Origin of the sequence: Aquabacterium sp. G14 (genome assembly GCF_037482285.1) — a bacterium.
Lineage (GTDB): Bacteria > Pseudomonadota > Gammaproteobacteria > Burkholderiales > Burkholderiaceae_C > Aquabacterium.
Genome location: NZ_JBBEYB010000008.1, coordinates 12,321 through 38,349 on the forward strand (window position 1 = coordinate 12,321; position 26,029 = coordinate 38,349).

Below are 26,029 nucleotides of genomic sequence, written 5' to 3' on the forward strand. Positions count from 1 at the left end.
GTCTCCCTGCTTGCTCAGGTGCGACGGGCCAGCGCCTGCCCGGTCGACAAGAATGTGAACAACTCGAAAGCAAAGGCGTCGAGCCGGGCGGAGAGCTGTCGATTGCCTCGGCTCAGGGCGTTGTAGCCCACCACCGCCGGGATGGCGACCGCCAGGCCCACCCCGGTCATGATGAGGGCCTCGCCCACCGGGCCAGCCACCTGGTCCAGTGACCCGGAGCCCGACATCCCAATGGCCGCCAGCGCGTGATAGACGCCCCAGACCGTGCCAAACAGTCCGACAAAGGGAGCAGTGGAGGCCACGGTGGCCAGCAAGGTCAGCCCGCTTTCCTGGCGAGCAGCAACCTCATCGAGGGTTTTGCGCAAGGTACGGGTGAGGTACTCCTGTGGCGTGCCGGCCAATGCCAGGCTGTCGGCGCTCCATCGTGCATGGTGTGCCTGTGCTTGCAAGGCCTGCCAACTCAGTTCGCCAAAGGGGTCACGCACGCCTTGCTCCTGCAGGTGGACATGCACATCCCCGATGGAGGGTGCGCGCCAAAAGTGGGACAGGAAGGTGCGGCTTTGGCGACCCTGTTGCCAGAAGCGCCAGGCCTTGCAGAGCAGCACTGTCCAGGACAGGACGGACATGCCGATCAGCGTGAGAAAGAGTGCCAGGCCGACGGCATCGGTCTGGTCGATGAAATGGGCCAAGCCCAAGGATGTTTCAGCACTCATGAAGCAGATTCCAGATGAAAGGCAATCGGCGTTTGGACCCAGACCGCCTGGGCCACGCCGTTCTCTGCGTAAGGTTTGAAGATCGCGGCCTTCATGGCCTCGACAGCAGCGTGGTCCAGCGCATCAAAGCCGCTGGAGCGCACAACCAGCACCTGAGCCGCCCGGCCCTCCGCGCTGATCAGCACCTTGAGCCAGACCTCGCCGGTCTCTCCCAAGCGTTGGGAGCGGCGCGGATAGACCGGCGTAGGGGGGCGTTGGTACTGCACATCGGTGATGGCAACCGTGCGAGGTGCGCTTGCTACGGTCGGGGTTGCATGCGGTGTCGGCTGCGCCTCGCCCGTCGCAGCAGGTTGATGCGACGGTGCCATCGCCGGCCCCGGCAAGGTACCTGCCGGCGTCTGGGCAGCCACGGACTGGCTTGTGTCTGCCGACGGCTGCACCGATTGGGGCGCCTGGACGGACGCCGTCGGGCGAGGTGCCGGGATGTGATCCGGTGTTACTGCAGTCTGGTCCGTCGCCGGCAAGGTCGTCGGGGAATGCGTAGACTGAACCAGCGACATCTCGAAGCGGGTGACCATGTCTGCCACGGTCACCTCGGATGGCGCAGGTGCCGGGGCACGCAGCACCGCCAACAGCAAGACGCCGTGACTCAGCAGCACCGCCCCGCCAAGAAGGAAAGGCACACGCATGGCTCACTCAGGCAGGCCCAGGGCTCGTGCCATGTCGGACCACGGAATGAGTTTGAAGTTCTGCGTGCCGTCGGGCAGACGCTTGTAGCCGTCCTGCACCACCACAGCCCCTTTCTGAAAGGCGCCCCCCAAGGACGAGGACGTGACTTCCAGGCCATCGGTTTCAGACACCCCGTCGATGCCCTGTGCGGTGTTGATGCCCACGCGCACCTTGCCCACCCAGCGATAGGGGGGCTGAGCCTCATACACGGCAAAGCTGTGATCCCCCTGGCTGGAGACCAGCAGGTAGCTTTGACGCGTGCCGTGGTACAGGGCCAGTCCTTCGACATCGGCCTTCAGGTGCTCGCCGACCTGTGCCATCAGCGTCGGCTTTGCCGCCTCGTGCGCATGGGCTGAGACCGTCCACACACCACGGTCCTCTTCACCGAGGAAAACGCGAGCGCGTCGGTCATCCACCACACAGCCCTCGGGCTGTGACCCGACTGCAAACTCACGCAACAGCTGTCCCTTCAGGACACCTTGCGGCGCTGACAAGGCAAACTGACGGAAGCGCCCGTCCTTGTCGTTGACGAAGACCTGCACGCCCCCCTGGATCGGCCGGTAAAGGCAAAGGCCATAGACCTCATTGAGGCCACTGGGGATGCGGCCCCATTCGGCCAAGGTGCCCGTGAGGTCGATCTGCCAGACCGTGAGGGTGTTGTCGCTGCGATTGGAGGCGACGGCGATGTCCCAGACCGCGCCATCCATCTGCACCGCTTGCCGCACATCGACGTTGTTGACGCGACCGACGGGCAAGCGCTGTCGCAGGCGACCGTCCAGGTCGTAGACCTCCAGGCCCTGCTTCTTGTTGGTGCCCAGCACGCGCGATGCGGCCGGTTGCTCGGGGTGCACCCACACGGCGGGATCATCGGCGGCGTCCCCACGAGAGGCCACCGCCTCGGTTTGTGCCACCGCCAGCACAAACGGGACGGTCTGGCGTTGCACGGGTGCACCAACAGGTCGCGTCATCGGGCGAGCCGACCACCGCTGGGTGTCAGCGTCACGCCACCACACGCGTGTGGCGCGGCCTGATGTCTCACTGGCGAGTGCATCGGCGGCGCGCGGCAAAGTCAGCGGCTTAGACGCCTGCCAGGCACCGTGACGCTGCTGCGTCCAGACCAGCGCCCGGCGTCCGCCCCCGGAAAGCACCGACACCCAGAATGGGCCCGCCGTCAGGCCCTCCGCATCGTCGGGCAGCGGCCCTTGCGGGGCAGCGCGTGCCACCAGGCTGCGCGCCATGGGCGCATCCTGCGTGAAGCCGTATGCCCACAGCCCCACCTCTGGCTCCAACAGGAACATCGTGGCCGATGCATCATCCACCACACAGCGTTCTGCGCCGGGTGGCATGGTCAGGCGGCGCAGCAGCTGTGCCTGGCCCTGGTGCAGCACCCACTGCTGAGCCTGTCCTTCTTGCCCCAGCACCACGGCATGCACCAAGCCCTGGGCATCCTGATGCAAGCAGGCCGACTCGGGCATGAGCGAGTCGGTGTCAAGCGACTGCTGGCGAGTCAGGGTGCCGCGCTGCAGGTCCACAGCAATGGGGACCACATCGCGGGTGTCGCGGTCGGTGACCACCGCCAGTGCGACTTGGCCCCGGGCGCGCACGTCCAGCCCTTCAGCCCGCAGGGCCAGGTGGCCTAGCGTCTGGCCATTGGCAGACAGCAAACTGACACTGTCGTCCTGAACAACCAGCCAATGACCTGTCGGCAAGGCTCGCAGCTCTTGCGCCTGGAGACGGCCCATCACAGAGGACGCCGTGGGCGCTGCGGATTGCGCCATCAGGGGGGCCAAGCACAGCACCGTGGCTGCCAGCCACTGCAGCGGCGAGGGGATCAATGATTGCAACATGAGAGCGACTTCTCCAGATCAGTCCAGGGTCACACGCAGGCCCAGTCGGTAACTGGGGCCATAGGTTTCATACTGTGCATTGCGGGAGGCTTTCCCCTGGTACACGTAGTACTTGCTGTCGTTGAGGTTGATGCCTTCGAATACCACCTGCATCTGCTTGTTCAAAGCGTACGCCACCGACAGATCGAACTGCGTCTGGGCGCGCACGGTCAGATCCTGCATGCGGTCCGTCACGTCCTGCACCTCATACAGGTAGTCCGACTTGTGGTTGGCTGCGAGCCTGATGCTCCAGCCGTGGGCTTCATAGCCCACCGCCAGGTTGAGCACCCGGTCAGACTGACTGGGCAGGCTGATGCGTCGAGAAGCCACCTCACCCGTGTCCGGATCGGTCTCGCGGATCGTGGCCTTGGAGTGCGTCAAGGTCAGGTTGGCCGAGGCCAGCAGGCCATTCCAGGGAGCGGGCAGCGACTTGAAGGCATGGGTGTAAGCCAGCTCCAGCCCCACCAGCTTGGAGCGGTCCCCGTTGCGGAAGGTCACGGCTTCGTCAAAGGCCGCCCAAAGTCCGGTACCCGCCACATTGCTGCGGTAAGCAAAGTTGTTGATGTCCTTGTAGAAACCATAGGCCGACACCACACTGGCTGGACCAAAGCGGTGCTCGATGCCAAGATCGAAGTTGTTCGAGCGCAGCGGCTTGAGATCTGGGTTGCCGAACTCGGCTTCATCGCCGTCAATCTGGAAACCCGGTGCCAGTTGACCGAAGGTCGGGCGCACCACCGAGCGAGTCAACGCCGCGCGGATGCTGGTGTCGTCGTCCAGATCACGACGCAGATGCAGCGCAGGCAACCAGTCGTCATAGCTCTTGCGAGCCTGCACCGATTCGAATGTGCCGTCGTTGTCGCCTCTGCCTGTCGCGTCAAAGCGGGTACGCTCCCAGCGTAGACCAGCCAGCACGCGCCACAGGCCCACGTCCACCGTGCCCATGGCATACGCGGCTTGAATGCGCTCCTTCATCTGATAGTCGTTGATCCGCGAGTCGGCGTCCAGAAGCTCCGCCTGATCGCCCACCAGCGCACGCACGCTCGCCGGGTTGACACCTGGGCCAAACGTGCCCAGGCCATGCTGGACCGCGCCAGAGCTGAAGTGGTTCAACCCCAGGTCTTCGTCAGATGCCGACAGGGCATCACGCTCAAGCAGCCACGCGTCTTCGTTGCTCGTTTTGGTGCGACGGCTGACCTTGCCGCCCAGCTTGATCTGGCCAGGGTGGCCCAAGACAGTGGTCTTGCGGCTCAGGTCGAGGCGCACATTGGCTTCCTTGTCGCTGGTGCGGCTGGCCGACAGCTCGGCCTCCTTGAAGACATACTGCGATGCATCATGGATGGCGGGACCGCTGAACAAGCGCGGCGAGCGTGTGTTTGTGAAGCCCACACCGGTGAAGCTGTCTGTGCCCTCGAACACGGCGCCTGCGATGCCGCGCGGCATGGTCTCGCTGGCGCGGCTCATGCCCAGTGCGGCGTGAACCCCCCACCCGGCCAGTTCACGCTCGGTGCCCAGCACGATGGACGTGACCTTCTGGGTTTCCTTGCGCGCCTTCAACTCGCGCACCGACTCCACCTCACCGGGCACACCGGGCTGCAAGGCGATGATGTCTTCGTCCGCGTCTTCCACGCCCTCCACGGCATGTGCCTGGCGCACCTCGTCGTCGCTGAAGCGCGTGTGCAGGCTGCGCAGGTAGTAGCTCTCGCCCTTGGCAGGGCGGTAGTCCACGTTCAGCGCCAGGCCCGTGCGCTCACGGGTGATGCGGTAGTCGCGGCGCTCGAAACTCTCCAGCGCGCCATCGTCGGTCCAGCCAGAAGCTTCGACGTTGTCCGAGCCGAACTTGCGCACATCGTGGCTGATGCCGGCGGCGATGCCAAGCTTGCCGTCCAGGAAACGGTCGCTCCAAGTCAGGGCGGCATTCGGACTGGTTCGATCGGTGTTGGTGTCCCGGAACAGACCGGTCTCCAAGCTGAGAAAGCGGCCCTTGTGATCGAAGGCCGACAGCGTCTTGACGTTGACCGTGCCCCCCAAGGAGTTGGCGTCCATGTCCGGCGTCAGGGTCTTGCTGACCTCGATCGAGCGCACCAAGGAGGCGGGCAGCACATCCAGCGCCACGGCTCGCCGATCGGCCTCGGGCGCGGGTACCAGGCTGCCGTTGAAGGTCACGGCGTTGAAGTCCGGCCCCAAGCCGCGGATGCGCACGTAGCGCCCTTCCCCCTGATCACGCTCCACCGACACACCCGGCAGGCGCTGCAAGGCTTCGGCAGCGTTGCGGTCGGGCAGTTGGCCGATGTCGTCCGAGCGTACCGCGCTGACGACGTTGTCAGCCGCCTGTTGAACATCGAGCGCATTGCGCACACCGGCCGCCTGACCGGTCACTGTCACAGTCGGCAGGGTGGCTGCACCGGGCACGGTGGCCCCCTGCTGCGCCTGTGCCTGCAACGGCAAAGCCAGTGACATCAGTGCGATCCAGGCCGCTTGGGCCAACACGCTGCGTACCATCGGCGTGGCCTGCGAAGAGTTGAGAACTGCGCCATTCATGATGGGGGTCTGCTCCAGAAGAGGGTCATGGGGTGTCGAGAACGGGCGGACTGTAGGAACGCGCCATGACGGACCCATGACAGGGTGCGGTCCACGCCGGTCTCGAATGCCGATCTGGCCATCCAAAGGTCACGCCATGAGCCGAATCGACCCGCCACCTCTTTGGTGCGTCACCCTGCACGGCCCGCTCCCCATGGTCCCAACGTCGGGTTCACACACTTGATCGTCGGCATCCACTTGTCAGCGTGAGCCGTTTGCACCCCCCTCCATTTGCGGTGCTGTCTGCCACAGCCCCGTCACGTCAGGCACCTAGGCTGCGCGACATGATCAGATTGGTACATGACCGAATCGACGCCCTGCTGCACCAGTTGCACGTCAGCACCGTGTCCGTCCTGGCGCTGAGCCTGGCCCTGGGCCTGCTCCTGTACGCCACACAGGGCACCCCCATTCCGGCGGCCGAGTGGCAACCCGTGGACATCGTGGGCGAGGGCGGCGTGGCCCTGCTGGCAGGCTTCTGGGCGGCACTGGTGGCACGCAGTCGCCCTGGCGGGCGCGTCACCCTGCTGCTCACCGGCGGATTGGGCGCCATCATGTTGGGCAGTTGGCTCGATTGCCTGGATGAGTTCTTTCAGTTGGCCGACGGCATATGGTGGGACAACATCCTGGAATCCGGTCTGAGCATCACCGGCATGCTGGTGCTCACCCTGGGCCTGCTTGACTGGCGTCAGGAGCAGTTCCGCATCAGCGAACACTTCGAGCGCCGCGAGCGCCTGTTCCGCGATCATCGGGTGCTGGACCGCACCACCCATCTGGCCAATGCCGAGTACCTGCGCCGCCAGCTGAGGCTGGAGCATCACCGAGCACCCGATCAGCCCTGCGCCTTGATCATGCTCGACATCGACCACTTCCACCTCGTCAACCGCGAGCATGGCGTGCGCGAAGGGGATCGGGTGCTACAGGCTGTGAGTCATTTGCTGTTGCTCCATCTTCGACACGATGACCTGCTGTGCCGCTACGCCGGCGACCGCTTTGCCTTGCTGCTGCCAGCCACCATTGAGGCCGACGCACGCGAGCGTGCCCAGCACCTGTCGCTTGTGCTGAGCCAAAGCCGACTGCACACACGCCAAGGGGTGCGTCTGCGCTTGAGTGCCAGAGTGGCTTGTGCCGTGTCCGATACCGACCCTGACGTGCTGATTTCCCACCTGAATGCGCGCATCGAAGCGCTGCAGCGAAGCCCCCACCACACAGACCATCAACCGGCTTGATCTGGAGTTGTGCATGCCCCCCTTTCTGGACGCCAACAGCCGGTTCATTCCATCGCAATACCAACCTGCCTTGATCGCCGAATTCGCCAGCGATCGCGAGGTACCTGATGCAGTCTTGTTCAGGCACACCCGACTGAGCCGATCGCAGTTGCTGGAGTGTCCGCACCGGCTCACGGCCCAAGACACCTTGCAGCTGATCGACAACACCGCCCGACATCTGCAGTCTGCCGACACCAGCTTTCTGCTGGGCCAACTGTGCTTGCCCGGCCATTACGGCGCACTGAGCCAGGCACTGATGCACGCCCCTCATCTCGAGGGCGCCTTGCAACTGCTGGTGCAGCACCAAGCCCTGCTGTCGCCATTGCTCGTGCCGCATCTGGCGATGGCGGATGGGCATGCCGTGCTGTATTGGACTGATGCATTCGGCGCGCCGGCACAGCGCACCCAACTGGTCGAGATGGCCATGTCTGCGGTGCACGCCATGAGCCGCTGGCTCGGCGGCAACCCACCGGACTGGACCTACTGCTTCAACCGCGCTCGCCCCAAGGATGTGGCACACCACGAGGTGCACTTGGGCCCTCGTCTGCGGTTTGACTGTCTGATCGATGGGATCCTGATCGAAACCAGCCACCTGCGTACACCCTGGCCACGCGGCAGCGAAGCGGGTCTGGCGGTCGCAATGGCATCGCTGCAGGACATGCCACGCCCCATCAGCTGGTTGTCGGCCATCTACGACCACCTGCTACAGCACATCCGTCATGCACCGACTCTGGACGACACAGCGCTGCATTTCGGCATCAGCCCAGCCACATTGAAGCGACATCTCGCGCGCATGGGCACCCACTTCCAAGCCGAACTGGACATGGTACGCACGCATGTGACCCTGCAACTGTTTCATGATCCAGCATGCGACAACGAGCGTGCAGCGCAGTATCTGGGCTTCCACGATGCGGCAAACTTTCGGCGCTCGTTCAAGCGCTGGACCGGCCTGACCCCCCAATTGCTGAGAACAGGCTTGTTGCGTCAGGTGTGACCCCCTGAATACTGGATGGCCGTGGACAGGATGGAGGCCTTGCCACGAACACGTCACACACGCTCGCCAGACTGATTTGCACATGAGCAGCGGAGTGTGCGATGCAAAAAAGTCAGGCTGTGGCGTCTCTGGGTCAGCAAGGTTTGTTGATGCCGGTGTGGATCAAGGCGGCGCTGGGCGCCAACGATCGGCTCAAGCTCTACCTTACCGTGCTGCAAGCAGCGGTGACCCATGCTGAGCACCCGCAGCACGACGTGCTGGACCTCAGCCGCGAGCTGATCGCCGCCGGACTGGGCCATGCCACCTGGCTGCACGAGTTACCCACAGGCGCCAGCCGGGTCGACGGCGTGTTGCTCGTGCCCGAACTTGACAGATTGGTCAGTGCCCTGCATGACGACCTCACGCTGATGGCGCGCCCGGTGCTGCTGGCCTGCACGGGTGACAACGAACCTCACCAGCGCGTACAACAATGGCAGGACTGGCTGGATGCTCTGCATGGTGAACAGCTCGACAAAGCCCAGCTACATGCCCTCACCCATGGCCAGCGACATGATGGCGACAGCCTGCACTTGCTGATCATGGACCTGCACAAGCAGATCAACAAGCTGGCTGCCGAGATGGCCAGTGAGGTCATTGACGGCGCCCATGTCTGGCACCTGCTGGACAGTGACTGCGCGCTGGTCAAGGCCTTCATGCAGGGCTTGCACCGCACTTCGCCCCTCAAGTTCGACCACCCGGGGCTGGACACCGCAGCCACCCGTGACGGTGACCGCCTGCTGCTGCAAAACGACATCGGCACCAACGACGCCCATGTACTGGTCATTCAAGTGCAGGCCTTGCAGATCACGCTGACGTATTCGGACCTGCATGTGCGCCGCTTTGCCTTCTTCCAGAACCTGCTCAGTGAGCTGGGCGCACAGTGGTCAGTGCCCGAGTCGCGCATCTCCAGCGACCTCAACGAAGGCAAGGCCTACACCGTGGGCACCGCCACCTTCGCTTGCGACGACCTGAGCAAGCTGACTCAGACCCTGACCGAACTCGGCGCCCGCATCGTCTTCCTGATCGACTGGAACCGCGCTCGCAAACGCTTGCTCAACTTCGTCAACAAGGACGGCGCCGTGGCCGTGCTGACTGCTGCCGCCCAGGCTGAGATTGGCCACATGGCCTGGCTCAAAGCCGGGGGCGAGCAACTGATCTTCGGCGCCATGCAGGCTGCAGGAGTCGGCGCGTTCCGCATCGGGGATCGGCTGGACGACGTATTGGGTGACATCCCGGCGCAGACCCTCCTGCTTGATGTGATGCGCCTGGCCACCCAGGCCCTGCTGCATGGCCAACCAACCGCTCTGGTCGCCGACGAAACCCGCCTGCTACTCGCACGCCAGGTCCAGCGCCGCACCACCGAGTTCGACCTGCTTGAAGAGCACGCCGCCTACTGTCACGCTCTGGCACAAGGCGTGAGCGATGCGCTGAGCCACGGCCACGATGGCCTGCGCGAGGCCGCTGAAGAACTGGCCGCTCGCGCCAAAGCCTGGGAACGCCGTGCCGACCACCTGGTCATGCAGGCACGCGACGAGGCCGAGCGCCTGCCGCGCTGGCAACCCATCGCGCGGCTGCTCGCACTGTCCGACGATGTGGCCGATGCGCTGGAGGAGGCTGCCTTCCTGATGACCCTGATCGCTGACCACCACCAAAAGGGCTGGAATGGTGAGGTGCGACAGGCCCTGTCGCGCCTGGCCCAGACCGTGCTGCAGGCGGTGCAGGACCACATCCGGGCTCTGAGCATTGCCCGCACGCTCGGCAGCGACTCAGAGCTGGCCGATAACGACGCCTTCCTGGGTGCCACTTGGGCGGTGCTGCGCGCTGAGCGCCAGTGCGACGAGTTGCTGCGCCACGCCCGCCGCATCCTGCTGCACGAGATCGACGACGCCCCCTCGCTGATGCTCGCCAACGACCTGGCGCAAACGCTGGAGCTGGCCTCAGATCGTCTGCTGTCGGCGGGCTATGGCCTGCGCAATGTGGCCTTCAACCAGGCGGGAGCCTGAGCATGAACACCGCCCCCGCGTTGCCCCTCTACCTCATCGGCTGCGGCCCAGCCGAGCACTTGGCTCAACAAGTCGACAGTGCCAGCGCTCAGACCATGGGCTTCAAGGCCTGGAATCTGCTGCGAATGGCCGACATCGGTCTGCCCGTGCCACCGGCCTTCGTGCTGCCCACCAGCGCCTGCCACGACGACGCCAGCCGTCGCTGCGCAGCCCTGCCCACCACCTGGGAAGCCGGCTTGCAGGCCCTGCAAACCCGCTGTGGCCTGAAGTTGGGCGATGCACGCCGACCGCTGCTGCTGTCCGTGCGCTCCGGCGCGCCCGTGTCCATGCCAGGCATGATGGAGACCCTGCTCAACATCGGCCTGTGCGATGCCACCGTGCCAGGCCTGATCCGCCAGACCGGCAACCCTCGCCTCGTCTGGGACGCCTACCGCCGCCTGGTCGCCACCTATGGCGAAGTGGTGCGTGGCCTGCCCGCCGAGCCCTTCGAGCGCGACACCCAACAACTCACTGCCAGCCGCGATGAACGCGACCTCGACTTTGCCGAGCTGCGCGCGCTCACCCGCAGCCACCTGCAACGCTACCAAGCCCTCAGCGGCCGGCCCTTCCCCCAAGACCCTGGCCAGCAGCTCTCCGACGCCATCGGCGCCGTGCTGGCCTCCTGGCAGTCGGACAAGGCCGTGGCCTACCGCCACGCCAACCACCTGCCCGATGATCTGGGCACGGCCGTCACGGTGCAGGCCATGGTCTTTGGCAACGCTGGTGGCCGCTCCGGCGCGGGCGTGGGCTTCACGCGCGACCCCGCCACGGGCGAGCCGCGGCTGTGGGTGGACTTTCTCTTCAACGCCCAGGGCGAAGACGTGGTGTCGGGCCGACGCAGCGCCCACGGCCATGACGAACTCGCCCAGGTGCTGCCCGAAGCCTGGCAAGCCCTGCAAGACGCCTGCCGCCAGCTCGAAACCACACTGGGGGACATGCAGGACTTCGAGTTCACCGTGCAGGACGGCCAGCTCTACATGCTGCAGACCCGTCACGGCAAACGCACCCCGCAGGCTGCCGCGCGCATCGCGCTCGACATGTTGGACGAAGGCCTGATCGACCCGGACGAAGCACGCCGCCGCACCGCCACCTTGCAGGCTGACAGTCTGTGCACCCTGCGGGTGGTGGCCGAAGATGGACAAGCGCTGACTCCCGTCGCACAAGCAGCCAGCGCCTGCACCGGCGTGGCCATTGGCGAGATTGCGCTGGACGCCGAACACGCCCAGGCACGCCACGCGGCAGGCATCCCCGTGATCCTGGTGCGTCGCGATGCCGACACTGGCGACATCGCCACTCTGGATCATGCACAGGGCCTGCTCACTGCACGCGGTGCACGCACCTCGCACGCAGCCGTGGTGGCCCGCCACATGGGCAAGGTCTGCCTGGTGGGCTGTACCGAGCTGGAATTGGACGAGGCCAACCGCAGTCTCCGCCTGGCAGGCCACACCTTGCAAGAGGGTGACACCCTCACGCTCGATGGCAACGAGGGGGCCATTTACCTGGGCGCTGCCCACACCGTGCTGGACACCCCCACTGAGTTGCTCCACCGACTGGCCAGCCTGCGTTGAAGCGCCGGATACCCGGCCACCTTGCAACCGCATTCAAAGAAACTGGAACTCGCGATCATGGCGCTTTCAACGCGTGCGGCAGACACTGAACAACCGAGAGCCCACAACCACCGGTCCATTGAGGTGCGCCAGCCCACGGGCATGACGCCCGGCGAGACCATGGCGCAACTCCTGACCCAGATCCACGATGCCGTCGAGCAGTCCGTGGACCCCCTGGGCGTGAGCGCACCAATCGCACACGCCCAACTGGCCTGGTTAACACATCCACAGGAGTTGAGCGCCCGGCTGATCAGCCTGTCGAAGGACCTCTGGCGGCTGCAGTGGCACACGCTCCACCGCATGATGAACGTCCACAGCGACGACCCCATTCAGGTCCACCCGGATGACGTGCGCTTTGCCGATCCAGTATGGACTGAAGCTCCGAGTTGGGACCTCCTCAAGGAGTGGTACCTCGCGTTCACCCACCACACGCAGGACATGCTGCACGACACCCCTGGGCTGTCACACCAGGCACGACGCAAGGCGGCCTTCTGGTGGCGCAACTGGCTCAACGCCATGGCCCCGTCCAACTACCTGTTGACCAACCCGGTCGCCATCCGACACGCCATCGAGACCAAGGGCGAGAGCCTTCGCAAAGGCTACGAGATCTTCCTGGAAGACGTGAAGGCGGGGCAGATCCGCATGACGAACCCGGACGACTTTCAAGTAGGTGTCAACCTGGCCACCACGCCGGGCTCGGTCGTGATGCGCAATCAGCTGGTGGAGGTGATTCACTATGCCCCCACGCAAGCCAAGGTGCATGCGCAGCCCGTCGTCATCGTCACGCCGTGGATCAACAAGTTCTATGTGCTGGACCTCACGCCCAAGAAGAGCATGGTTCGCTTCCTGCTCGATCAGGGCCTTGACGTGTTCATCACCAGTTGGAAGAACCCGGATGCGTCGATGCGCGACGTCCGCTTTGACGACTACCTGATGGACGGCATCCACGCCACCATCGAAACCGCACGGACGATGAGCGGGGCCGACAAAGTGCATGCTGTGGGCTATTGCATTGGCGGCACCGGCTTGAGCATATACATGGCTTGGGCCAACAAGCGCTTCGCACCAGAAGACGTTCCGGTTGCCGACATCACGCTCTTTACCACCCTGGTGGATTTTCACGCGCCCGGTGACATCAACATCTTCATTGACGAGCCCAGCGTGAACTACCTGAGCCGCAAGATGGCCCGCACCGGCTATCTGGACGGCAAGGACATGGCCGCCTCGTTCCGCCTGTTGCGCTCGAACAGTCTGGTCTGGCACTACGTGGAACAAGGCTGGCTCAATGGCGAGCCCCCACCGTCGTTTGACGTGCTGTACTGGAACATGGACGCGACACGCATGCCCCAGGCCATGCACAGCTGGTACTTGAAAGAGCTGTACCTGAGAAACCAGCTGATCAAGCCCAATGCCCTGACCCTTGCAGGCGAACCCATTGACCTGACCCGCATCAGCCAGCCGCTCTACGCTGTGTCGGCGGAAGACGACCATGTGGCGCCCTGGAAGCAAACCTTCCACGTCAATCACCACTTTGCAGGCCCCAAGCGCTATGTGCTGTCGAGTTCAGGGCACATCCTGGGCATCGTCAACCCTGTGGTGCATCCGCCCAAGCGCCGCTACCGTGCGGCTGACGCAAACCGCTCGGACAAACCCAAGGCCTGGCTGGCTCGCACAGAGATGCACGAGGGCTCATGGTGGGAGGATTGGATGGCGTGGTTGAAGCCCAGAGCCGGCGAACTGGTGCCCGCACGGCCCGCCTGCACGGAGACCTATCCGGAGCTCACGCCAGCACCGGGCAGTTACGTGCTTGAAACGGAGGAACGTCTTGGCTGGCTCACAGCTGTCCATGACACGGAGTGATCATGACAGCCAGCGAGCGACAAAGATCATCGAGTCGAACCCCCATGATCTCCAAGCGTCTCTGTTGGCGGAAGTCGTGCGTGCCTTGGAGAGCGGGAAGCACTTGCCTCTGTCCAGCTTTCATCACACAGGCATTCGGACCTTGCACTTGCGGTCGCTTCTGCAAAAAGAACCTCTGCAACACAAGCTACTCATGACTGTCATGGAGTCGAAAGGGGGGGATTAAGCCCTGGCTTTACATGTTTGTGTGCCGGTGAAACGCGGGACGCAAAGCAGATGCGCACCACAGACATGCTGTCAATCCCAGGTAATCCTTTTCCCGGATAGTGATGGGTCGTACGTCATCAGCGACGCCCAACTTGTTCCACCTCGCCTCGCAATCCGGACACCGGTACAACGACGGCAGGGCAACTGGTTAGGCCCACAACGGATGGAGGTTGCCAACACCATGGGATGGATCGTGCTTATTCTGGTCGCAACGGCCATCGCGTGGATGGCGAACCTCCGAAAGCGGCGTACCGGCCTGGGCCTCGTTGGGGTGGCGCTGCTCAGTTCAGTGGTCTTCCAGGTGCTGGCGGCCTGGCAACTGGGCCATGTCGATCCTTTAGCACCCGTGGCATTGCTGGTCTCACTGCTGGTCACCCTGCCACTGAGTTGGTGCGTACGGTGGCTGATCTGGCGGCAGCGCGGCGCCAGATCGCCTCATGACGAGAGTTGAGAAGACCTGAGGACATGACCTTTCCAGCTGCGATGAATCCAGCTCGCGTCGGCGCGCATCCGCCCCATGTTTGCGCGGAAGGAGGCTGTGCTGGGACGAGGTGCTCGAAGACAGGGTCTGGTGCCACCCCGAGCAGGGCTCGCCAGGCCTCTGTGATGGCCGCGACCACTTCTACGCCTTCGGCAGCCATGCTGAGGTGCAGTCCGTTGCCGATCGAACTGCCGGCGCTGAGGCGCCGCTGGCCCTGATGCTGCAGAGCGAGTACATCGACGAACCCGAGGATGGGTGCTTCGTTCACGTCAGGCCGGTGCGCATCACCGAGTGGCCCGTGACACTCCTGCGCCGGCCAACCACCTCGACATTCGGCGTGGGCTGGCCTGAGCCGATGTTACTGCATCCAAGCGGATCAATACCAACCCCACATCGAGCCACGACGAAGCGAGGCGCAAACTTGGTATCGTGGGGCCTCAGCATTTCCCGCGAAGCCCTGAGCCCATGCCAATTATCGATATTGACGGTATCCAACTGAACGTCCGCGAGCGCGGCGAAGGAGAGACCGTCTTGCTGCTGCACAGTGCGGGCAACACCGGCGCGCAATGGAACGCACTGGGCGACGCGCTCGGCGACGGCTTCCGGCTGCTGGCCCCCGATCTGTACGACTGTGGCGGTACATCTGCCTGGCCATACGACCGCGACATGGGCTACGACGATGTCGCGCAACTGCTGTCGCCGTTGCTGAAGCAAAACGGCCCCTTGCACTTGGTCGGTCACTCCTTTGGCGGTGGCACCGCCCTGCGGCTTGCTGCGGCCCATCCAGAATGCGTGCGCACCTTGACGCTGATCGAACCGGGGGCCTACCAATTGCTGCAAGAGACCGGGCATGATCACCTGTGGTCAGCGTTCCAGCGAGTGATGGACAACTTCAGCGACGCGGTCGCCGAAGGCCAACTGGACACGGCCTGGGCGCAGTTCTTTGATGCCTACTGCAGCCACGTCGGCCCCTGGCATGAACTGCCTGAGCCAACGCAAGAGGCGATCAAGAAGAAAACGCCTGCGCAAATGCGTGTGTACGGTGCACAGGCTTCCAACCCCACACGCCTGAGTCACATCCGGCGACTGGCCTGCCCCACTCTGGTGGTGCATGGTCAGGCCTCGCAAGAGCCCGAGCGGGTGGTGTGCGAACTGATCGCCGAGCATGCACCGCTGGGTCACCGCATCGTGGTGCCCGATGCCGGGCACATGGCGCCACTCACCCACGCCCCAGAGGTGGCCAAGCTGCTGCGCCAGCACATCGGGTCTACCTGCACGCGCGATCGACACTGACGCCAACACCGTCAGCCTGGCGTCAGAAATACGCCTCAATCGGTAACGATGCGTCAGAGCTCGAGCCGGTGGGTGCAGACGCGGGAGAAGGCAGGCCAGTGGATGCCTGAATCTGCGCCGCCAAGCTCGCTGCCACCGCCTTCAACTCTGCTCGCGTGGCGGTGAAGTGCAAATCCACCCCGCCATCCTGCTCGGGCGTGGGCACGACCATCAGCATGCGAAAGGCCACGCCGCAGATGTCGTACCAGGCCGGTCCGCCCTGCCCGAAGTTGATGTCGTACATCGGGAAGCGGGCACAGTTGTTCAGGATCAGCCCGCCATCGAGCGTGCCCGCCGCCGAGTCCCAGAACAGGCGCCAGATGGCCCGCCGCTGGCGGTAATGCTCCATCAAGGCCAGGTGCTGAAACAACGTGTCGTTGCTGACCTGCTCGTTGGACGGGCGGCACTTGCTGGCCAGCACGGCCACGCTGTCTTGCGCCACCTCTTGCGGGGTGTAGCGGGCCTCGCCGTAGCACAGTGCGTTGCCAAAGTAGTCGCGCGGGATGCGGAGGCGGCGGCGGTGCCGCAGGTCGAGCACGATGCCCACCCGGCGCTCGCGCGTCGATGCTGTCAAGGGCGCAATGGCCTTGAGGCAATGCGCTGCAGCGAGCTCCACCGCGCTCACACCAGCATCGGCGGGCAGCGCCAGCTTGGCCTCGTCTTTCCAGCGCTGCATGGTGGCGGCGGGGATGCGGAACACGCCTTTGCGCAGCTTCAGCGCTTGCCAGCCCAGGCGCAGCATCACGCTCAGGCGGGTGCGCATGTCGGGGTCACGCACCAGGCCCTGTGCGGTGGGCGGCGCTTCGGGCGTCATCTTGGCTTGTGCGGCGTCGATCACGGCCTGGTGGTCAAACGCCGGCGTCACCACCTCCAGGCCACGCGCCATGCGCGACCAGTCGCTCATGAACTGCCAGTAGGCCGAGCCATCGAACAGCGAGTGGGGCCCGTAGCAGCACAGAATGACGCCGCCATCGCGGAAGCGGTGTGCGTTCACCTGCAGCAAGGGCTGGTCTTTGCCCACCCATTGCCAGGGGTAGACCGCGCTGAAGTAGCGCTTGATCTGGCGGCCGAAGTCGGAGTCCGGCCCGTGCGCAGGCAGGGGCCGGTCGTGCTCGTGCACCCGAAAGTCGATGCCGGCGTCGTTGCAGTCCACATAGACCTGGCCATCGGCATCTTTCTGCATGCGCCCGGCAATCAGCGGGTAATGGCGCAGCGTCTGTACCAGGGCCTCGCGCATGTGGCGCACCTGCATGCCCTGCGGGTACACCAGCGTCACCGGGATGCCGATGTGGCCGCTGAACAGGTCCAGGCCGGTGAGCGGCTGGCGCGGCGCGGTCACGCCGCAGTGCAGGCGTTCACGGGCCAGCAGGGTGTGGTCGGCGGACGACATGGTGGCCTCGGCGCGCGTCAGTACACGTAAGGGATCAGGCGTTTGCGGCTTTGCTTGAAGCGCGTGTAGGACTCGCCCAGGGCCGACTCCAGCGCAGCCTCTTCCACCTGGATGCGGTAGATGTAGATGGACCACGAGCCGATGCACATCAGCACCAGGCTGGCGTAGTTGCCCAGCACCAGGCCCAGCCCCATCAGCGTCAGCAAGGCGCCCAGGTAGGACGGGTGACGCAGCAGACGGTAAGCGCCGCCATCGACCACGCGGTGGTCATCGGCAATGGTGACGGTGTGGGTGAAGAAGGCACCCAGTTCGCGCCAGCAGTGCATGCGCAGCAGCATGCCGGTCACGATCAGGCCCAGGCCGCCGAAGTAAGCGGGATGGCGCGCCTCGGCCGGCATGGCCGAGGGGGCGTAAAACGCCAGGGCCACCGAGCCCAGTTGCAACAGCGAGGTGCCAATCGAGATGACCAAGCCGGAGTAGCGGTCGGCGCCCTCGTGCCCGGCCGAGTGCTGCTTCTTGCGCTGCAACTGGCGCGCTTCCATGGCATACGCCCAGATCAGAACGGCCCAGAAGGCGATGGCATCGGGCCACACAAAGATCAGGGGTCGGTCGAACATCGTGCCTCCGGGCTACAGCTGTGAGAAAGTTCACACCGATTGTGGGCAGCACGTTTTTCTGCTCGTATGAGGGATTCACCCCGACACCCCCGACACAGGGGACGCATGCCTGACAATGGTGCAACGCACCAAAGACGGCGCGTTGGCCTCATAATCTGACAATCCATCCCGCCAGATCTGGCGATTTGTCCCCCCTCCTTCCAAAGGAACACAACATGACTCGTGAAGTCGTCTTCGTGGGCGCAGCCCGTACCGCCATCGGCAGCTTCGGTGGTTCGCTCAAGGACGTGCCGCCCGCTGACCTGGGTGCACTCGTGATCAAGACCGCCCTGGAGCGCGCTGGCGTCGCCCCCAAGGACGTGGGTCATGTTGTCGTGGGTCACGTCATCCCCTCCGTGCCTCAAGACGCATACATCAGCCGCGTGGCCGCCCTGAACGCTGGCGTGCCGCAAGAGGCTCCCGCTTTCAACGTGAACCGTCTGTGCGGTTCGGGCCTGCAGGCCATCGTGTCGGCCGCCCAAGCCATTCAACTGGGTGACTGCGAAGTCGCCGTGGGTGCCGGTGCCGAGTCGATGAGCCGTGGCGCCTACCTGGTCACCAGCAACCGCTGGGGCGCGCGCATGGGCGACGTGAAGATGCTGGACTTCATGCTGGGCGCCCTGCACGACCCGCGGATGCACATCCACATGGGCATCACCGCTGAAAACGTGGCCGCCCGCTACGAAATCACCCGCGAACAGCAAGACGCTTACGCCGTGCAGTCGCAACAGCGCGCTGCCAAGGCGATTGCCGCTGGCTACTTCAAGGAACAGATCGTTCCGGTCGAGATCAAGACCCGCAAGGGCGTGGTGCTATTCGACACCGACGAAGGCGTGAAGGCCGACACCAATGTCGAAGCCCTGGCCAAGATGAAGCCCGCCTTCAAGAAGGAAGACGGCACCGTGACCGCCGGCAACGCCTCGACCCTGAACGACGGCGCTGGCGCCGTGGTGATGGCATCAAGCGAGAAGGCCAAGGAACTGGGCCTGAAGCCGCTGGCCCGTCTGGTGTCCTACGGCCACGCTGGTGTCGAGCCCGAGTACATGGGCATTGGCCCCGTGCCCGCTTCGCGCAACGCGCTGGCCAAGGCTGGCCTGACCGTCGCCGACATGGACGTGATCGAAGCGAACGAAGCCTTCGCCGCCCAAGCCTGCGCCGTGGCGAAGGAGTTGGGTCTGGACAACGAGAAGGTCAACCCCAACGGTTCCGGCATCTCCCTGGGTCACCCCGTGGGCGGCACGGGCGCCATCCTGGTGACCAAGGCCATCTACGAACTGCAGCGCACCGGCGGCCGCTATGCCCTGATCACGATGTGCATTGGCGGCGGCCAAGGCATTGCGATGGTGATCGAGCGCGTCTGATCTGACGTGATCGCACCATGACAAAGGGGCTCCTCGGAGCCCCTTTTTTGTGCCTGACTGCCAGCAGGCTCAGACGCCGAACCGCCCGTGGGAGTTCAGCTTGCCGCGGCCCTGAGGGGGCTGACACCGTCGAACGTGGCGGTAGTGACCCAGGCCAGGATCTGTTCGTTCGTGTACATGCCCGACGCCTTGAGCATGCCGACCACGGGGTCGCAGGCAAGCGCGAACAGCATGTAGAGCGTCATCTCGGCCGGGAGGTCGGGGTTGAGCTCGCCACTGGTCTGGGCCTCGGTGATCCAGATGCTGAGCTTGTTGCTCAGGCTGATCAGGCGGTCCATGTAGGCCTCGTTGGCCTGCAGCGAGTTGGACAGCGCCGAATTCTGCGAGGGCAGCGAGGGCATTTCGCCTTCGAGCTGGCTGGTGATCGCCCAGCGGGCCACCGCCTTGAGTTGCTCGATCGGGCGCGCGTCGGGGTTCTCGCGTAGGCCATCGACGAAGGTCACAGCCCGGTCGAGCGCGCGGATCATGGCCGCAGCGGCCAGGTCTTCCTTCGAGGCGAAGTGCTTGTACACACTGGCCTTGGCCATGCCGGCTTCCGCCGCCACCTCGTCCACCGTCATCGCGTCGTAGCCCTTGGTGGCCAGCAGCCGATTGACGGCCTCCACGATGGCGTCCTCGCGAATGCGCTGTATTTGTTCCTTGTATGAAAGCCGTGCCATGTCTGCCATTGTAGACCGATGCCCCTTGGCGTAAAACGGCAGAAGACACACGTGACACTCTTTTGGTTATCATGTAGACTCTCAAGTATTCATTCTGCACTTGCAAGTTCATTACACGGAGCATCGCATGTCTCGTATCGCCGTCATCGGTTCCGGTATCAGCGGCCTGAGCGCCGCCTGGCAGCTGTCTGCCCCCGGCTCTGGCCACGAGGTCACGGTGTTCGAGGCCGGCGCCTACTTCGGCGGCCACGCCAACACGGTCGATGTGACGATCGACGGCGTCACCCACGGGGTGGACACCGGCTTTCTGGTCTACAACGAGCGCACCTACCCCGGCCTGATCGCCCTGTTCGACGAACTGGGCGTGGACCGTGCGCCGTCGGAGATGTCGTTCTCGGTGCAGTCCCCCCAGGGGCCGGGCCAGCGCAACATCGAGTGGAGCGGCCACTCGCTCAACACCGTGTTTGCCCAGCGCAGCAACCTGGTGCGTCCGCGCTTCTGGTCCATGCTGCGCGACATCCTGCGCTTCAACCAGCTGACCACGGCCATGGCCGTTGCGGGCAAAGACGCCGAACTGGCCCAGCCGATTGGCGCCTTCCTCGACGACCACCACTTCGGTCAGCCCTTCCGCGACGATTACTTCCTGCCGATGGTGGCCTGCATCTGGTCGTGCCCGACCGAACAGATGCTGCGCTTCCCGATGGCGACGATGATCCGCTTCTGCCACAACCACGGTCTGCTGCAGGTGGCCAACCGGCCGCAGTGGTTCACGGTGACGGGTGGCTCACGCGAATACGTGCGCAAGGTGTTGACGCGTCTGAAGGACGCCCGCCTGAACACCCCGGTCCAGGCGGTGACGCGCCACAACCAGGGGGTGACGGTACACACGGCACAAGGCGCTGAGACCTTTGACGGCGTGGTGATGGCCTGCCACAGCGATCAGGCCCTGCGCCTGCTGGGTCAACAGGCCACCGCCAACGAGCGCGACCTGCTGGGCGCCATCCGTTACCAGCCCAACCGCGCCGTGCTGCACACCGACACGGCCCTGCTGCCGCAAAAGCGCTCGGCTTGGGCCGCCTGGAACTACGAGCGCGCCGCCCAGAAGAACACCGAGCAAGCGCAGGTCTGCCTGCACTACCTGATCAACGTGCTGCAGCCGCTGCCCTGGCAAAAGCCGGTGGTGGTGTCGCTGAACCCCGTGCGTGAGCCCGACCCGTCCACCGTCATTCAGGAAATCGCCTACGACCACCCGGTGTTCGACCAGGCTGCCATCGACGCGCAAACGCGCCTGCCCGCCATCCAGGGTACGCAAGGCGTCTGGTATGCCGGCGCCTGGTGTGGCTATGGCTTCCACGAAGACGGCTTCCAGGCCGGCTTGCGCGCGGCCAAGCTGATCCAGCAAACCACCTGGCCGAACAAGCTGGCCGCTGCGTGAATCCGAGAGCACCCGCCATGCCCACACCACCCACCACCGCTGCCCTGATGCACGCTCAGCCCGCCCCGCAGGCCCTGATCGGCCGTGGCAAGGTATGGCACCAGCGTCTGCGCCCCGCGCAGCACCGCTTTGAGCACGACAGCTACTTCCTGATGCTGCCCATGCGCCTGGGGCGCGAACACGGCTGGACCGTGCCGCGTCAGCGCTTTGGATGGATCACCTTCGCCGACCAGGACCACGGCGAAGGCGGCACCGATGCCCTGGCCTGGTTTGAGGCCTTGTTGCAGTCCGAAGGCATAGCCGATGCCGATGGCGAGGTGTGGTTGCAGACCTACCCCCGCGTGCTGGGCCATGCCTTCAAGCCGGTCAGCTTCTGGTTTGCGCACCGCGCCGACGGTTCGCTGGCGGCCATTGTGGCCGAGGTCAACAACACCTTTAGCGAGCGCCACTGCTATCTGCTGCGCGGCGAACACGTGCAATGGGGGCAGGAACTGCAAGCCGACAAGATCTTCCACGTCTCGCCCTTCTGTGCGGTGGAAGGCACCTACCGCTTCCGCTTCACCCGCACAGGCGACCGCATGGTCTCGCGGGTGGACCTGCATGACGACCACGGACCGTTGATTCAAACCAGCATCAGCGGCCAGCTCGAACCCTTCACGCGCCACAGCGCCCGTCGTGCCTTCTGGGGCACGCCCCTGATGACACTGGGCGTGGTCGCCCGCATTCACTGGCACGCCCTGCGCTTGTTCCTCAAGCGCGTGCCTTTCTTCCACAAGCCTGCTGCGCCTGAGCGCTTCGTCTCAAGATGAACACCACCGCATCAACCACCCACGCCACCCCCGCCCTGCCCGCCGATGCACCGGCGTCGGCCAAGCGGGTGTTCCGCTTGCTCAACAAGCTGCAGCATGGCCGACTGGACATCGAATGGCCCGATGGCGGCCACAGCCGGTTCCCGGCCTCGGCCGTGGGCCACGACGACACGCCCGGTGTGCGCGCGACGCTGTGCCTGAACAACTGGCGCGTGTTCGAGCGCACCATGAAGTCGGGCGACATCGGCTTTGCCGAAAGCTACATCGATGGCGACTGGCACACGCCCGATCTCACCGCCCTGCTCTCGCTGTTCATCATCAACCGCGACCACCTGGAGAAGGTGGTGTATGGCTCGTGGTGGGGCTCGCTGCTGTACCGCGTCAAGCACTGGCTGAACCGCAACTCGCGCGAAGGCAGCGCCAAGAACATCCACGCCCACTACGACCTGGGCAACGATTTCTACCGCATGTGGCTGGACCCGTCGATGAACTACTCCAGCGCGTGGTTCGAAGGCAAACGTGCCGACCAGTTGGCCGGTGCCGACCTGAAAGCCGCACAGATGGCCAAGATGCGCCGCGCGTTGGACGAAGCCGGCGTGACCCGTGGCAGCCGCGTGCTGGAGATCGGTTGCGGCTGGGGTGCCGTGGCCGAGACGGCCGCCAGCGAGCGCGCCGCCCATGTCACAGGCGTGACCTTGTCGAGCGAACAATTGGCCTGGGCGCAACGACGTATGGCCGATGCGGGCCTGAGCGAGCTGGCCGACCTGCGCTACCAGGACTACCGCGACCTGGCTCCGTTGCACGAGCGCGAGCCGTTCGACGCCATCGTGTCCATCGAGATGTTCGAGGCCGTGGGCCGCGAATACTGGCCCAGCTACTTCGACACGGTGAAGCGCTGCCTCAAGCCCGGTGGCCGCGCCTGCATCCAGACCATCACCATCCGCGATGACCTGTTCGAGCGCTACAGCCGCTCCACCGACTTCATCCAGCAGTACATCTTCCCCGGCGGCATGTTGCCAAGTCCCTCGGGCTTTGAAGCCATGGCCCGCAAAGCCGGCCTGGTGGTGGAAAAGCGCCTGGCCTTCGGCCCCGACTACGCCGAAACGCTGCGCCGCTGGCGCCATGCCTTCTTGCAGCGCGAAAACGAAGTCGGCAAGCTGGGTTTTGACACCCGCTTCGTGCGCATCTGGACCTTCTACCTCGCCTACTGCGAGGCCGCCTTCGACCATGGCAACACCGACGTGATGCAGTTCACCCTGCGTCGCCCGGACTGAGCCCAGCACGCCCATCCCGCGTCACCTCAACCACGCCCACACCATGTCACACCGCCACCCTGATCTCAGCCGTCGCCAGACCCTGTGCACCTTGGCGGCCCTGTTCACCACCGCTGCCCCCACCATGAACGCCATCGCTGCCCCCGCCCAGACCACCGTGCCTGCCGAGGTCGCTTCCGACCTGAAGCAGGCGCAGCTACGCGGCCGTGCGCCGCTGCGCTTTTTTGGCCTGCTGGTGTACGAGGCCCGGCTGTGGGCCCAGCCCGCCTTCGAGGCCGAGCGCTACGACCAGCTGCCCTTTGCGCTGGAACTGGAATACGCCCGCAAGCTCGAAGGGCCGGCCATCGCCGAGCGTTCGATTGCCGAGATGCGCCGTGTGGGCGAGTTCACCGAGGCCCAGTCCAAAGCCTGGCTGGCCTTCATGAACCAGGCCTTCCCGAACGTGGGCGCGCAAGACCGCCTGACCGGCGTGCACGACGGTGCCGGTGGTGTGCGCTTCTACTTCAACGGCAAGCAGACTGCCGCCACGCAGGACAAAGCCTACGCCCGCCTGTTCTTCGGCATCTGGCTGTCGCCCAAGACCTCCGCCCCAGGGCTGCGCAATGCCCTGATCGGCAAAGCCTGAGCGGTGCACCATGGGCAGTACCGGCATCCACACGCACGGCACAGGATGGCGCTATGGCCTCTTGGGCCTGCCCCTGGCTTTCGTGTCGCTGCCGCTGTACGTGACCCTGCCCCGCCACTATGCCGAGCAATACGCTGTGCCGCTGGGCACCCTGGGCGTCTTGCTGCTGCTGACCCGCCTGCTCGACGCGGTGCTCGACCCCCGCATTGGCCACTGGGTGGACCAACTGTTTGCCCGCCATGCGCGCCTCAGCTGGCGCGCCGCCTTGGTCGCCTCCGTGCTGATGGCGGCGGGCTTTGCGGCGTTGTGGATGCCACCGCCCAGCGTGGCTGGCTCACAGACTCAACTGCTTGCCTGGCTGGCGGGTGCGCTGGTGCTGACCTATCTGGCGTACAGCCTCGCGTCCATGGTGCACCAGGCCTGGGGTGCCCGCTGGGGTGGCCAGCCCGAGCAACGCGCCCGCCTGGTCGCCTGGCGTGAAGGCACGGCCCTGGCGGGTGTGCTGCTCGCCAGCCTGTTGCCCGCCTGGTTGGGATTGCAAGCCACCAGTGTGGTGCTGGCCGTGGCGCTGGGCCTGGGGCTGTGGACCCTGCACCAAACGCTGCACGGGCACAGCCAGCAAGACGCAGCCCCCTCATCGAACCCAAGGTCTGCCCAGCTGGGACAGACCCCTATCACCTCAGACGCAACCACCAGCACCACGCCGACCGCCGAAGCGACCGCTGCGGCTGGTCAGGCGAACACCGCGCACGTCACCCCGGCCGTGGACACGTCTCCCTGGCGCACGCCGGCCTTCGTCGCCCTGCTGATCGTGTTCCTGCTCAACGGCACCGCCAGTGCCATCCCGGCCACGCTGCTGCCCTTCTTCGTGCGCGACACCTTGCAAGCCCCCACCTGGGAGCCGCTCTTCCTGGGCAGCTACTTCCTGGCCGCCGCCATCGGACTGCCGCTGTGGGTGAGGCTGGTCAAGCGCCTGGGCTTGGCCCCAGCCTGGCTGCTCGGCATGGCCCTGAGCGTGCTCGCCTTCTGCGCCGTGCCCTGGCTGGGTTCAGGCGACACCCTGGCGTTCGAAGCCATCTGCGTGCTCACCGGTCTGGCGTTGGGGGCCGACCTCGCCATTCCTGGCGCGCTGCTCACTGGCGTCATCCACCACGCGGGCCTGGGCCAGCACTGCGAAGGCCGCTTCTTCGGCTGGTGGACGGCGGCCACCAAGCTCAACCTCGCACTCGCCTCCGGCCTAGCCCTGCCGCTACTGGCCTTCATCGGCTACGAAACGGGTCGCCACACCCCTGACAACCAGTTCGCCATGGCCATCTCCTACGGCCTGCTGCCCTGCGTCTTCAAACTGCTGGCCGCCGCCGCCCTGTGGCAGGCCATGCGCCGTCACCCCATCCTGAGAGGACAAGCATGACCCCCTTCACACGTTTCCGTCGCTTCCTGGCCGCTCTGGGCGCCGCCTTGCTGCTCAGCCCGCTGCTGAGTGGTTGCGCCGGACCGCAAGTGCAGGACTATGCCCAGGAGCAGCCCGCGCTCGACCTCAAGCAGTACTTCAACGGCCCCATGCAGGCCCACGGCATCTTCACCGACCGCAGCGGCCGTGTCGTGAAACGCTTTGTGGTGGACATGAAGGCCAGCTGGCAAGGCAACCAAGGCACGTTGGACGAGCGCTTCACCTACAGCGACGGCACGAAGCAGACCCGCATCTGGTACCTCACCGACCACGGCAACGGCCGCTACACCGGCCGCGCCGACGATGTCGTGGGCGAAGCCGAAGGCCAGACCGCCGGCAACGCGTTCCGCTGGGGCTACACCCTGGCCCTGCCCGTGGACGGCCGTGTCTGGCACGTGCAGTTCGACGACTGGATGTACCTCATGGACCAGCGCACCATGCTCAACAAGGCCGTGATGAGCAAGTTCGGCATCCGCCTGGGCGAGGTCACGCTGTCTTTCACCAAGCCCTGAGCCCCT

General features: G+C 65.0%; 21 protein-coding genes. 14 read left to right on the forward strand and 7 right to left on the reverse strand.

Annotation, left to right across the window (positions count from 1 at the left end; translation table 11 throughout):
• Positions 1 to 14: 14 nt before the first annotated feature.
• Genes WIT60_RS10045 through WIT60_RS10060 form a run of 4 tightly spaced genes read right to left on the reverse strand, consistent with a single transcriptional unit; the run spans position 15 to position 5,866 of the window.
• A complete protein-coding gene (locus tag WIT60_RS10045; RefSeq protein ID WP_339583797.1) occupies positions 15 to 713 on the reverse strand; it encodes a MotA/TolQ/ExbB proton channel family protein in 699 nt (232 codons plus the stop codon).
• Positions 710 to 1,402, reverse strand: coding sequence for an energy transducer TonB (locus tag WIT60_RS10050; protein WP_339583798.1), 693 nt, complete (start codon positions 1,400 to 1,402; stop codon positions 710 to 712). Before WIT60_RS10050 ends, WIT60_RS10045 begins: the two co-directional genes overlap by 4 nt.
• A 3-nt stretch (positions 1,403 to 1,405) precedes the next feature.
• Complete coding sequence (locus WIT60_RS10055) at positions 1,406 to 3,289, reverse strand: phytase (protein ID WP_339583799.1); 1,884 nt, start codon at positions 3,287 to 3,289, stop codon at positions 1,406 to 1,408.
• Between the two features lie 18 nt (positions 3,290 to 3,307).
• A complete protein-coding gene (locus WIT60_RS10060; RefSeq protein WP_339583800.1) occupies positions 3,308 to 5,866 on the reverse strand; it encodes a TonB-dependent receptor in 2,559 nt (852 codons plus the stop codon).
• A gap of 323 nt (positions 5,867 to 6,189) precedes the next feature.
• On the opposite strand from WIT60_RS10060, the gene WIT60_RS10065 reads away from it, so the two are divergent.
• The 7 genes from WIT60_RS10065 to WIT60_RS10095 all read left to right on the forward strand — a co-directional run bounded on the left by WIT60_RS10065 (position 6,190) and on the right by WIT60_RS10095 (position 15,753).
• Positions 6,190 to 7,131 (forward strand): GGDEF domain-containing protein, encoded by a 942-nt coding sequence (locus WIT60_RS10065; protein WP_339583801.1) that lies wholly within the window; start codon positions 6,190 to 6,192, stop codon positions 7,129 to 7,131.
• Between the two features lie 13 nt (positions 7,132 to 7,144).
• Positions 7,145 to 8,164, forward strand: coding sequence for an AraC family transcriptional regulator (locus WIT60_RS10070; RefSeq protein WP_339583802.1), 1,020 nt, complete (start codon positions 7,145 to 7,147; stop codon positions 8,162 to 8,164).
• Positions 8,165 to 8,265: 101 nt separating this feature from the next.
• Entirely contained in the window at positions 8,266 to 10,206 is a 1,941-nt protein-coding gene (locus WIT60_RS10075; protein ID WP_339583803.1) for a DUF47 domain-containing protein, read from the forward strand.
• 2 nt (positions 10,207 to 10,208) lie between these two features.
• Complete coding sequence (locus tag WIT60_RS10080) at positions 10,209 to 11,813, forward strand: PEP/pyruvate-binding domain-containing protein (protein ID WP_339583804.1); 1,605 nt, start codon at positions 10,209 to 10,211, stop codon at positions 11,811 to 11,813.
• A gap of 57 nt (positions 11,814 to 11,870) precedes the next feature.
• Complete coding sequence (locus WIT60_RS10085; RefSeq protein ID WP_339583805.1) at positions 11,871 to 13,712, forward strand: PHA/PHB synthase family protein; 1,842 nt, start codon at positions 11,871 to 11,873, stop codon at positions 13,710 to 13,712.
• 430 nt (positions 13,713 to 14,142) lie between these two features.
• Positions 14,143 to 14,430, forward strand: coding sequence for a hypothetical protein (locus WIT60_RS10090; RefSeq protein ID WP_339583806.1), 288 nt, complete (start codon positions 14,143 to 14,145; stop codon positions 14,428 to 14,430).
• Positions 14,431 to 14,925: 495 nt separating this feature from the next.
• Positions 14,926 to 15,753 carry an alpha/beta fold hydrolase gene (locus WIT60_RS10095; RefSeq protein ID WP_339583807.1) on the forward strand — a complete coding sequence of 276 codons (828 nt, stop codon included), beginning with the start codon at positions 14,926 to 14,928 and terminating at the stop codon, positions 15,751 to 15,753.
• A 22-nt stretch (positions 15,754 to 15,775) separates the two neighbouring features.
• Here the strand turns inward: WIT60_RS10095 and WIT60_RS10100 are convergent, their stop codons facing one another.
• Entirely contained in the window at positions 15,776 to 17,182 is a 1,407-nt protein-coding gene (locus WIT60_RS10100) for an acyltransferase (protein ID WP_339583808.1), read from the reverse strand.
• A gap of 17 nt (positions 17,183 to 17,199) precedes the next feature.
• Positions 17,200 to 17,799, reverse strand: coding sequence for a methyltransferase family protein (locus WIT60_RS10105; protein WP_339583809.1), 600 nt, complete (start codon positions 17,797 to 17,799; stop codon positions 17,200 to 17,202).
• Between the two features lie 215 nt (positions 17,800 to 18,014).
• Between WIT60_RS10105 and WIT60_RS10110 the strand changes: the two genes are divergently transcribed.
• Positions 18,015 to 19,199: an acetyl-CoA C-acyltransferase family protein gene (locus tag WIT60_RS10110; RefSeq protein ID WP_320363885.1), complete on the forward strand. Its 1,185-nt coding sequence runs from the start codon at positions 18,015 to 18,017 to the stop codon at positions 19,197 to 19,199.
• A gap of 95 nt (positions 19,200 to 19,294) precedes the next feature.
• Here WIT60_RS10110 and WIT60_RS10115 read toward each other — a convergent pair whose 3' ends face one another.
• The gene (locus WIT60_RS10115) at positions 19,295 to 19,927 is read right to left on the reverse strand and encodes a TetR/AcrR family transcriptional regulator (RefSeq protein WP_339583810.1); all 633 of its coding nucleotides are present in this window, start codon (positions 19,925 to 19,927) and stop codon (positions 19,295 to 19,297) included.
• Between the two features lie 118 nt (positions 19,928 to 20,045).
• Between WIT60_RS10115 and WIT60_RS10120 the strand changes: the two genes are divergently transcribed.
• From WIT60_RS10120 to WIT60_RS10145, 6 genes are read left to right on the forward strand one after another with little or no spacing between them, the layout of a single operon-like run.
• The gene (locus tag WIT60_RS10120) at positions 20,046 to 21,353 is read left to right on the forward strand and encodes an NAD(P)/FAD-dependent oxidoreductase (RefSeq protein ID WP_339583811.1); all 1,308 of its coding nucleotides are present in this window, start codon (positions 20,046 to 20,048) and stop codon (positions 21,351 to 21,353) included.
• A 47-nt stretch (positions 21,354 to 21,400) separates the two neighbouring features.
• Positions 21,401 to 22,162: a DUF1365 domain-containing protein gene (locus WIT60_RS10125; RefSeq protein WP_339583950.1), complete on the forward strand. Its 762-nt coding sequence runs from the start codon at positions 21,401 to 21,403 to the stop codon at positions 22,160 to 22,162.
• Positions 22,159 to 23,436 (forward strand): class I SAM-dependent methyltransferase, encoded by a 1,278-nt coding sequence (locus WIT60_RS10130; RefSeq protein WP_339583812.1) that lies wholly within the window; start codon positions 22,159 to 22,161, stop codon positions 23,434 to 23,436. Before WIT60_RS10125 ends, WIT60_RS10130 begins: the two co-directional genes overlap by 4 nt.
• A 43-nt stretch (positions 23,437 to 23,479) precedes the next feature.
• Positions 23,480 to 24,061 carry a chalcone isomerase family protein gene (locus WIT60_RS10135; protein ID WP_339583813.1) on the forward strand — a complete coding sequence of 194 codons (582 nt, stop codon included), beginning with the start codon at positions 23,480 to 23,482 and terminating at the stop codon, positions 24,059 to 24,061.
• A 10-nt stretch (positions 24,062 to 24,071) separates the two neighbouring features.
• On the forward strand, positions 24,072 to 25,472 hold the full coding sequence (locus WIT60_RS10140) for an MFS transporter (RefSeq protein ID WP_339583814.1): 1,401 nt from the start codon (positions 24,072 to 24,074) through the stop codon (positions 25,470 to 25,472).
• Entirely contained in the window at positions 25,469 to 26,023 is a 555-nt protein-coding gene (locus WIT60_RS10145; RefSeq protein WP_339583815.1) for a DUF3833 domain-containing protein, read from the forward strand. Before WIT60_RS10140 ends, WIT60_RS10145 begins: the two co-directional genes overlap by 4 nt.
• Positions 26,024 to 26,029 lie beyond the last annotated feature (6 nt).

Excerpts from the sequence above, each read along its gene's own strand:
- WIT60_RS10140 (WP_339583814.1), top strand. The coding sequence starts at position 24,072 with ATGGGCAGTACCGGCATCCACACGCACGGCACAGGATGGCGCTATGGC.
- WIT60_RS10120 (WP_339583811.1), top strand. The coding sequence starts at position 20,046 with ATGTCTCGTATCGCCGTCATCGGTTCCGGTATCAGCGGCCTGAGCGCC.
- WIT60_RS10090 (WP_339583806.1), top strand. The coding sequence starts at position 14,143 with ATGGAGGTTGCCAACACCATGGGATGGATCGTGCTTATTCTGGTCGCA.
- WIT60_RS10100 (WP_339583808.1), bottom strand. The coding sequence starts at position 17,182 with ATGTCGTCCGCCGACCACACCCTGCTGGCCCGTGAACGCCTGCACTGC.
- WIT60_RS10080 (WP_339583804.1), top strand. The coding sequence starts at position 10,209 with ATGAACACCGCCCCCGCGTTGCCCCTCTACCTCATCGGCTGCGGCCCA.
- WIT60_RS10065 (WP_339583801.1), top strand. The coding sequence starts at position 6,190 with ATGATCAGATTGGTACATGACCGAATCGACGCCCTGCTGCACCAGTTG.
- WIT60_RS10050 (WP_339583798.1), bottom strand. The coding sequence starts at position 1,402 with ATGCGTGTGCCTTTCCTTCTTGGCGGGGCGGTGCTGCTGAGTCACGGC.
- WIT60_RS10130 (WP_339583812.1), top strand. The coding sequence starts at position 22,159 with ATGAACACCACCGCATCAACCACCCACGCCACCCCCGCCCTGCCCGCC.
- WIT60_RS10045 (WP_339583797.1), bottom strand. The coding sequence starts at position 713 with ATGAGTGCTGAAACATCCTTGGGCTTGGCCCATTTCATCGACCAGACC.
- WIT60_RS10125 (WP_339583950.1), top strand. The coding sequence starts at position 21,401 with ATGCACGCTCAGCCCGCCCCGCAGGCCCTGATCGGCCGTGGCAAGGTA.
- WIT60_RS10075 (WP_339583803.1), top strand. The coding sequence starts at position 8,266 with ATGCAAAAAAGTCAGGCTGTGGCGTCTCTGGGTCAGCAAGGTTTGTTG.
- WIT60_RS10145 (WP_339583815.1), top strand. The coding sequence starts at position 25,469 with ATGACCCCCTTCACACGTTTCCGTCGCTTCCTGGCCGCTCTGGGCGCC.
- WIT60_RS10070 (WP_339583802.1), top strand. The coding sequence starts at position 7,145 with ATGCCCCCCTTTCTGGACGCCAACAGCCGGTTCATTCCATCGCAATAC.
- WIT60_RS10060 (WP_339583800.1), bottom strand. The coding sequence starts at position 5,866 with ATGAATGGCGCAGTTCTCAACTCTTCGCAGGCCACGCCGATGGTACGC.
- WIT60_RS10110 (WP_320363885.1), top strand. The coding sequence starts at position 18,015 with ATGACTCGTGAAGTCGTCTTCGTGGGCGCAGCCCGTACCGCCATCGGC.
- WIT60_RS10055 (WP_339583799.1), bottom strand. The coding sequence starts at position 3,289 with ATGTTGCAATCATTGATCCCCTCGCCGCTGCAGTGGCTGGCAGCCACG.
- WIT60_RS10105 (WP_339583809.1), bottom strand. The coding sequence starts at position 17,799 with ATGTTCGACCGACCCCTGATCTTTGTGTGGCCCGATGCCATCGCCTTC.
- WIT60_RS10115 (WP_339583810.1), bottom strand. The coding sequence starts at position 19,927 with ATGGCAGACATGGCACGGCTTTCATACAAGGAACAAATACAGCGCATT.
- WIT60_RS10095 (WP_339583807.1), top strand. The coding sequence starts at position 14,926 with ATGCCAATTATCGATATTGACGGTATCCAACTGAACGTCCGCGAGCGC.
- WIT60_RS10135 (WP_339583813.1), top strand. The coding sequence starts at position 23,480 with ATGTCACACCGCCACCCTGATCTCAGCCGTCGCCAGACCCTGTGCACC.
- WIT60_RS10085 (WP_339583805.1), top strand. The coding sequence starts at position 11,871 with ATGGCGCTTTCAACGCGTGCGGCAGACACTGAACAACCGAGAGCCCAC.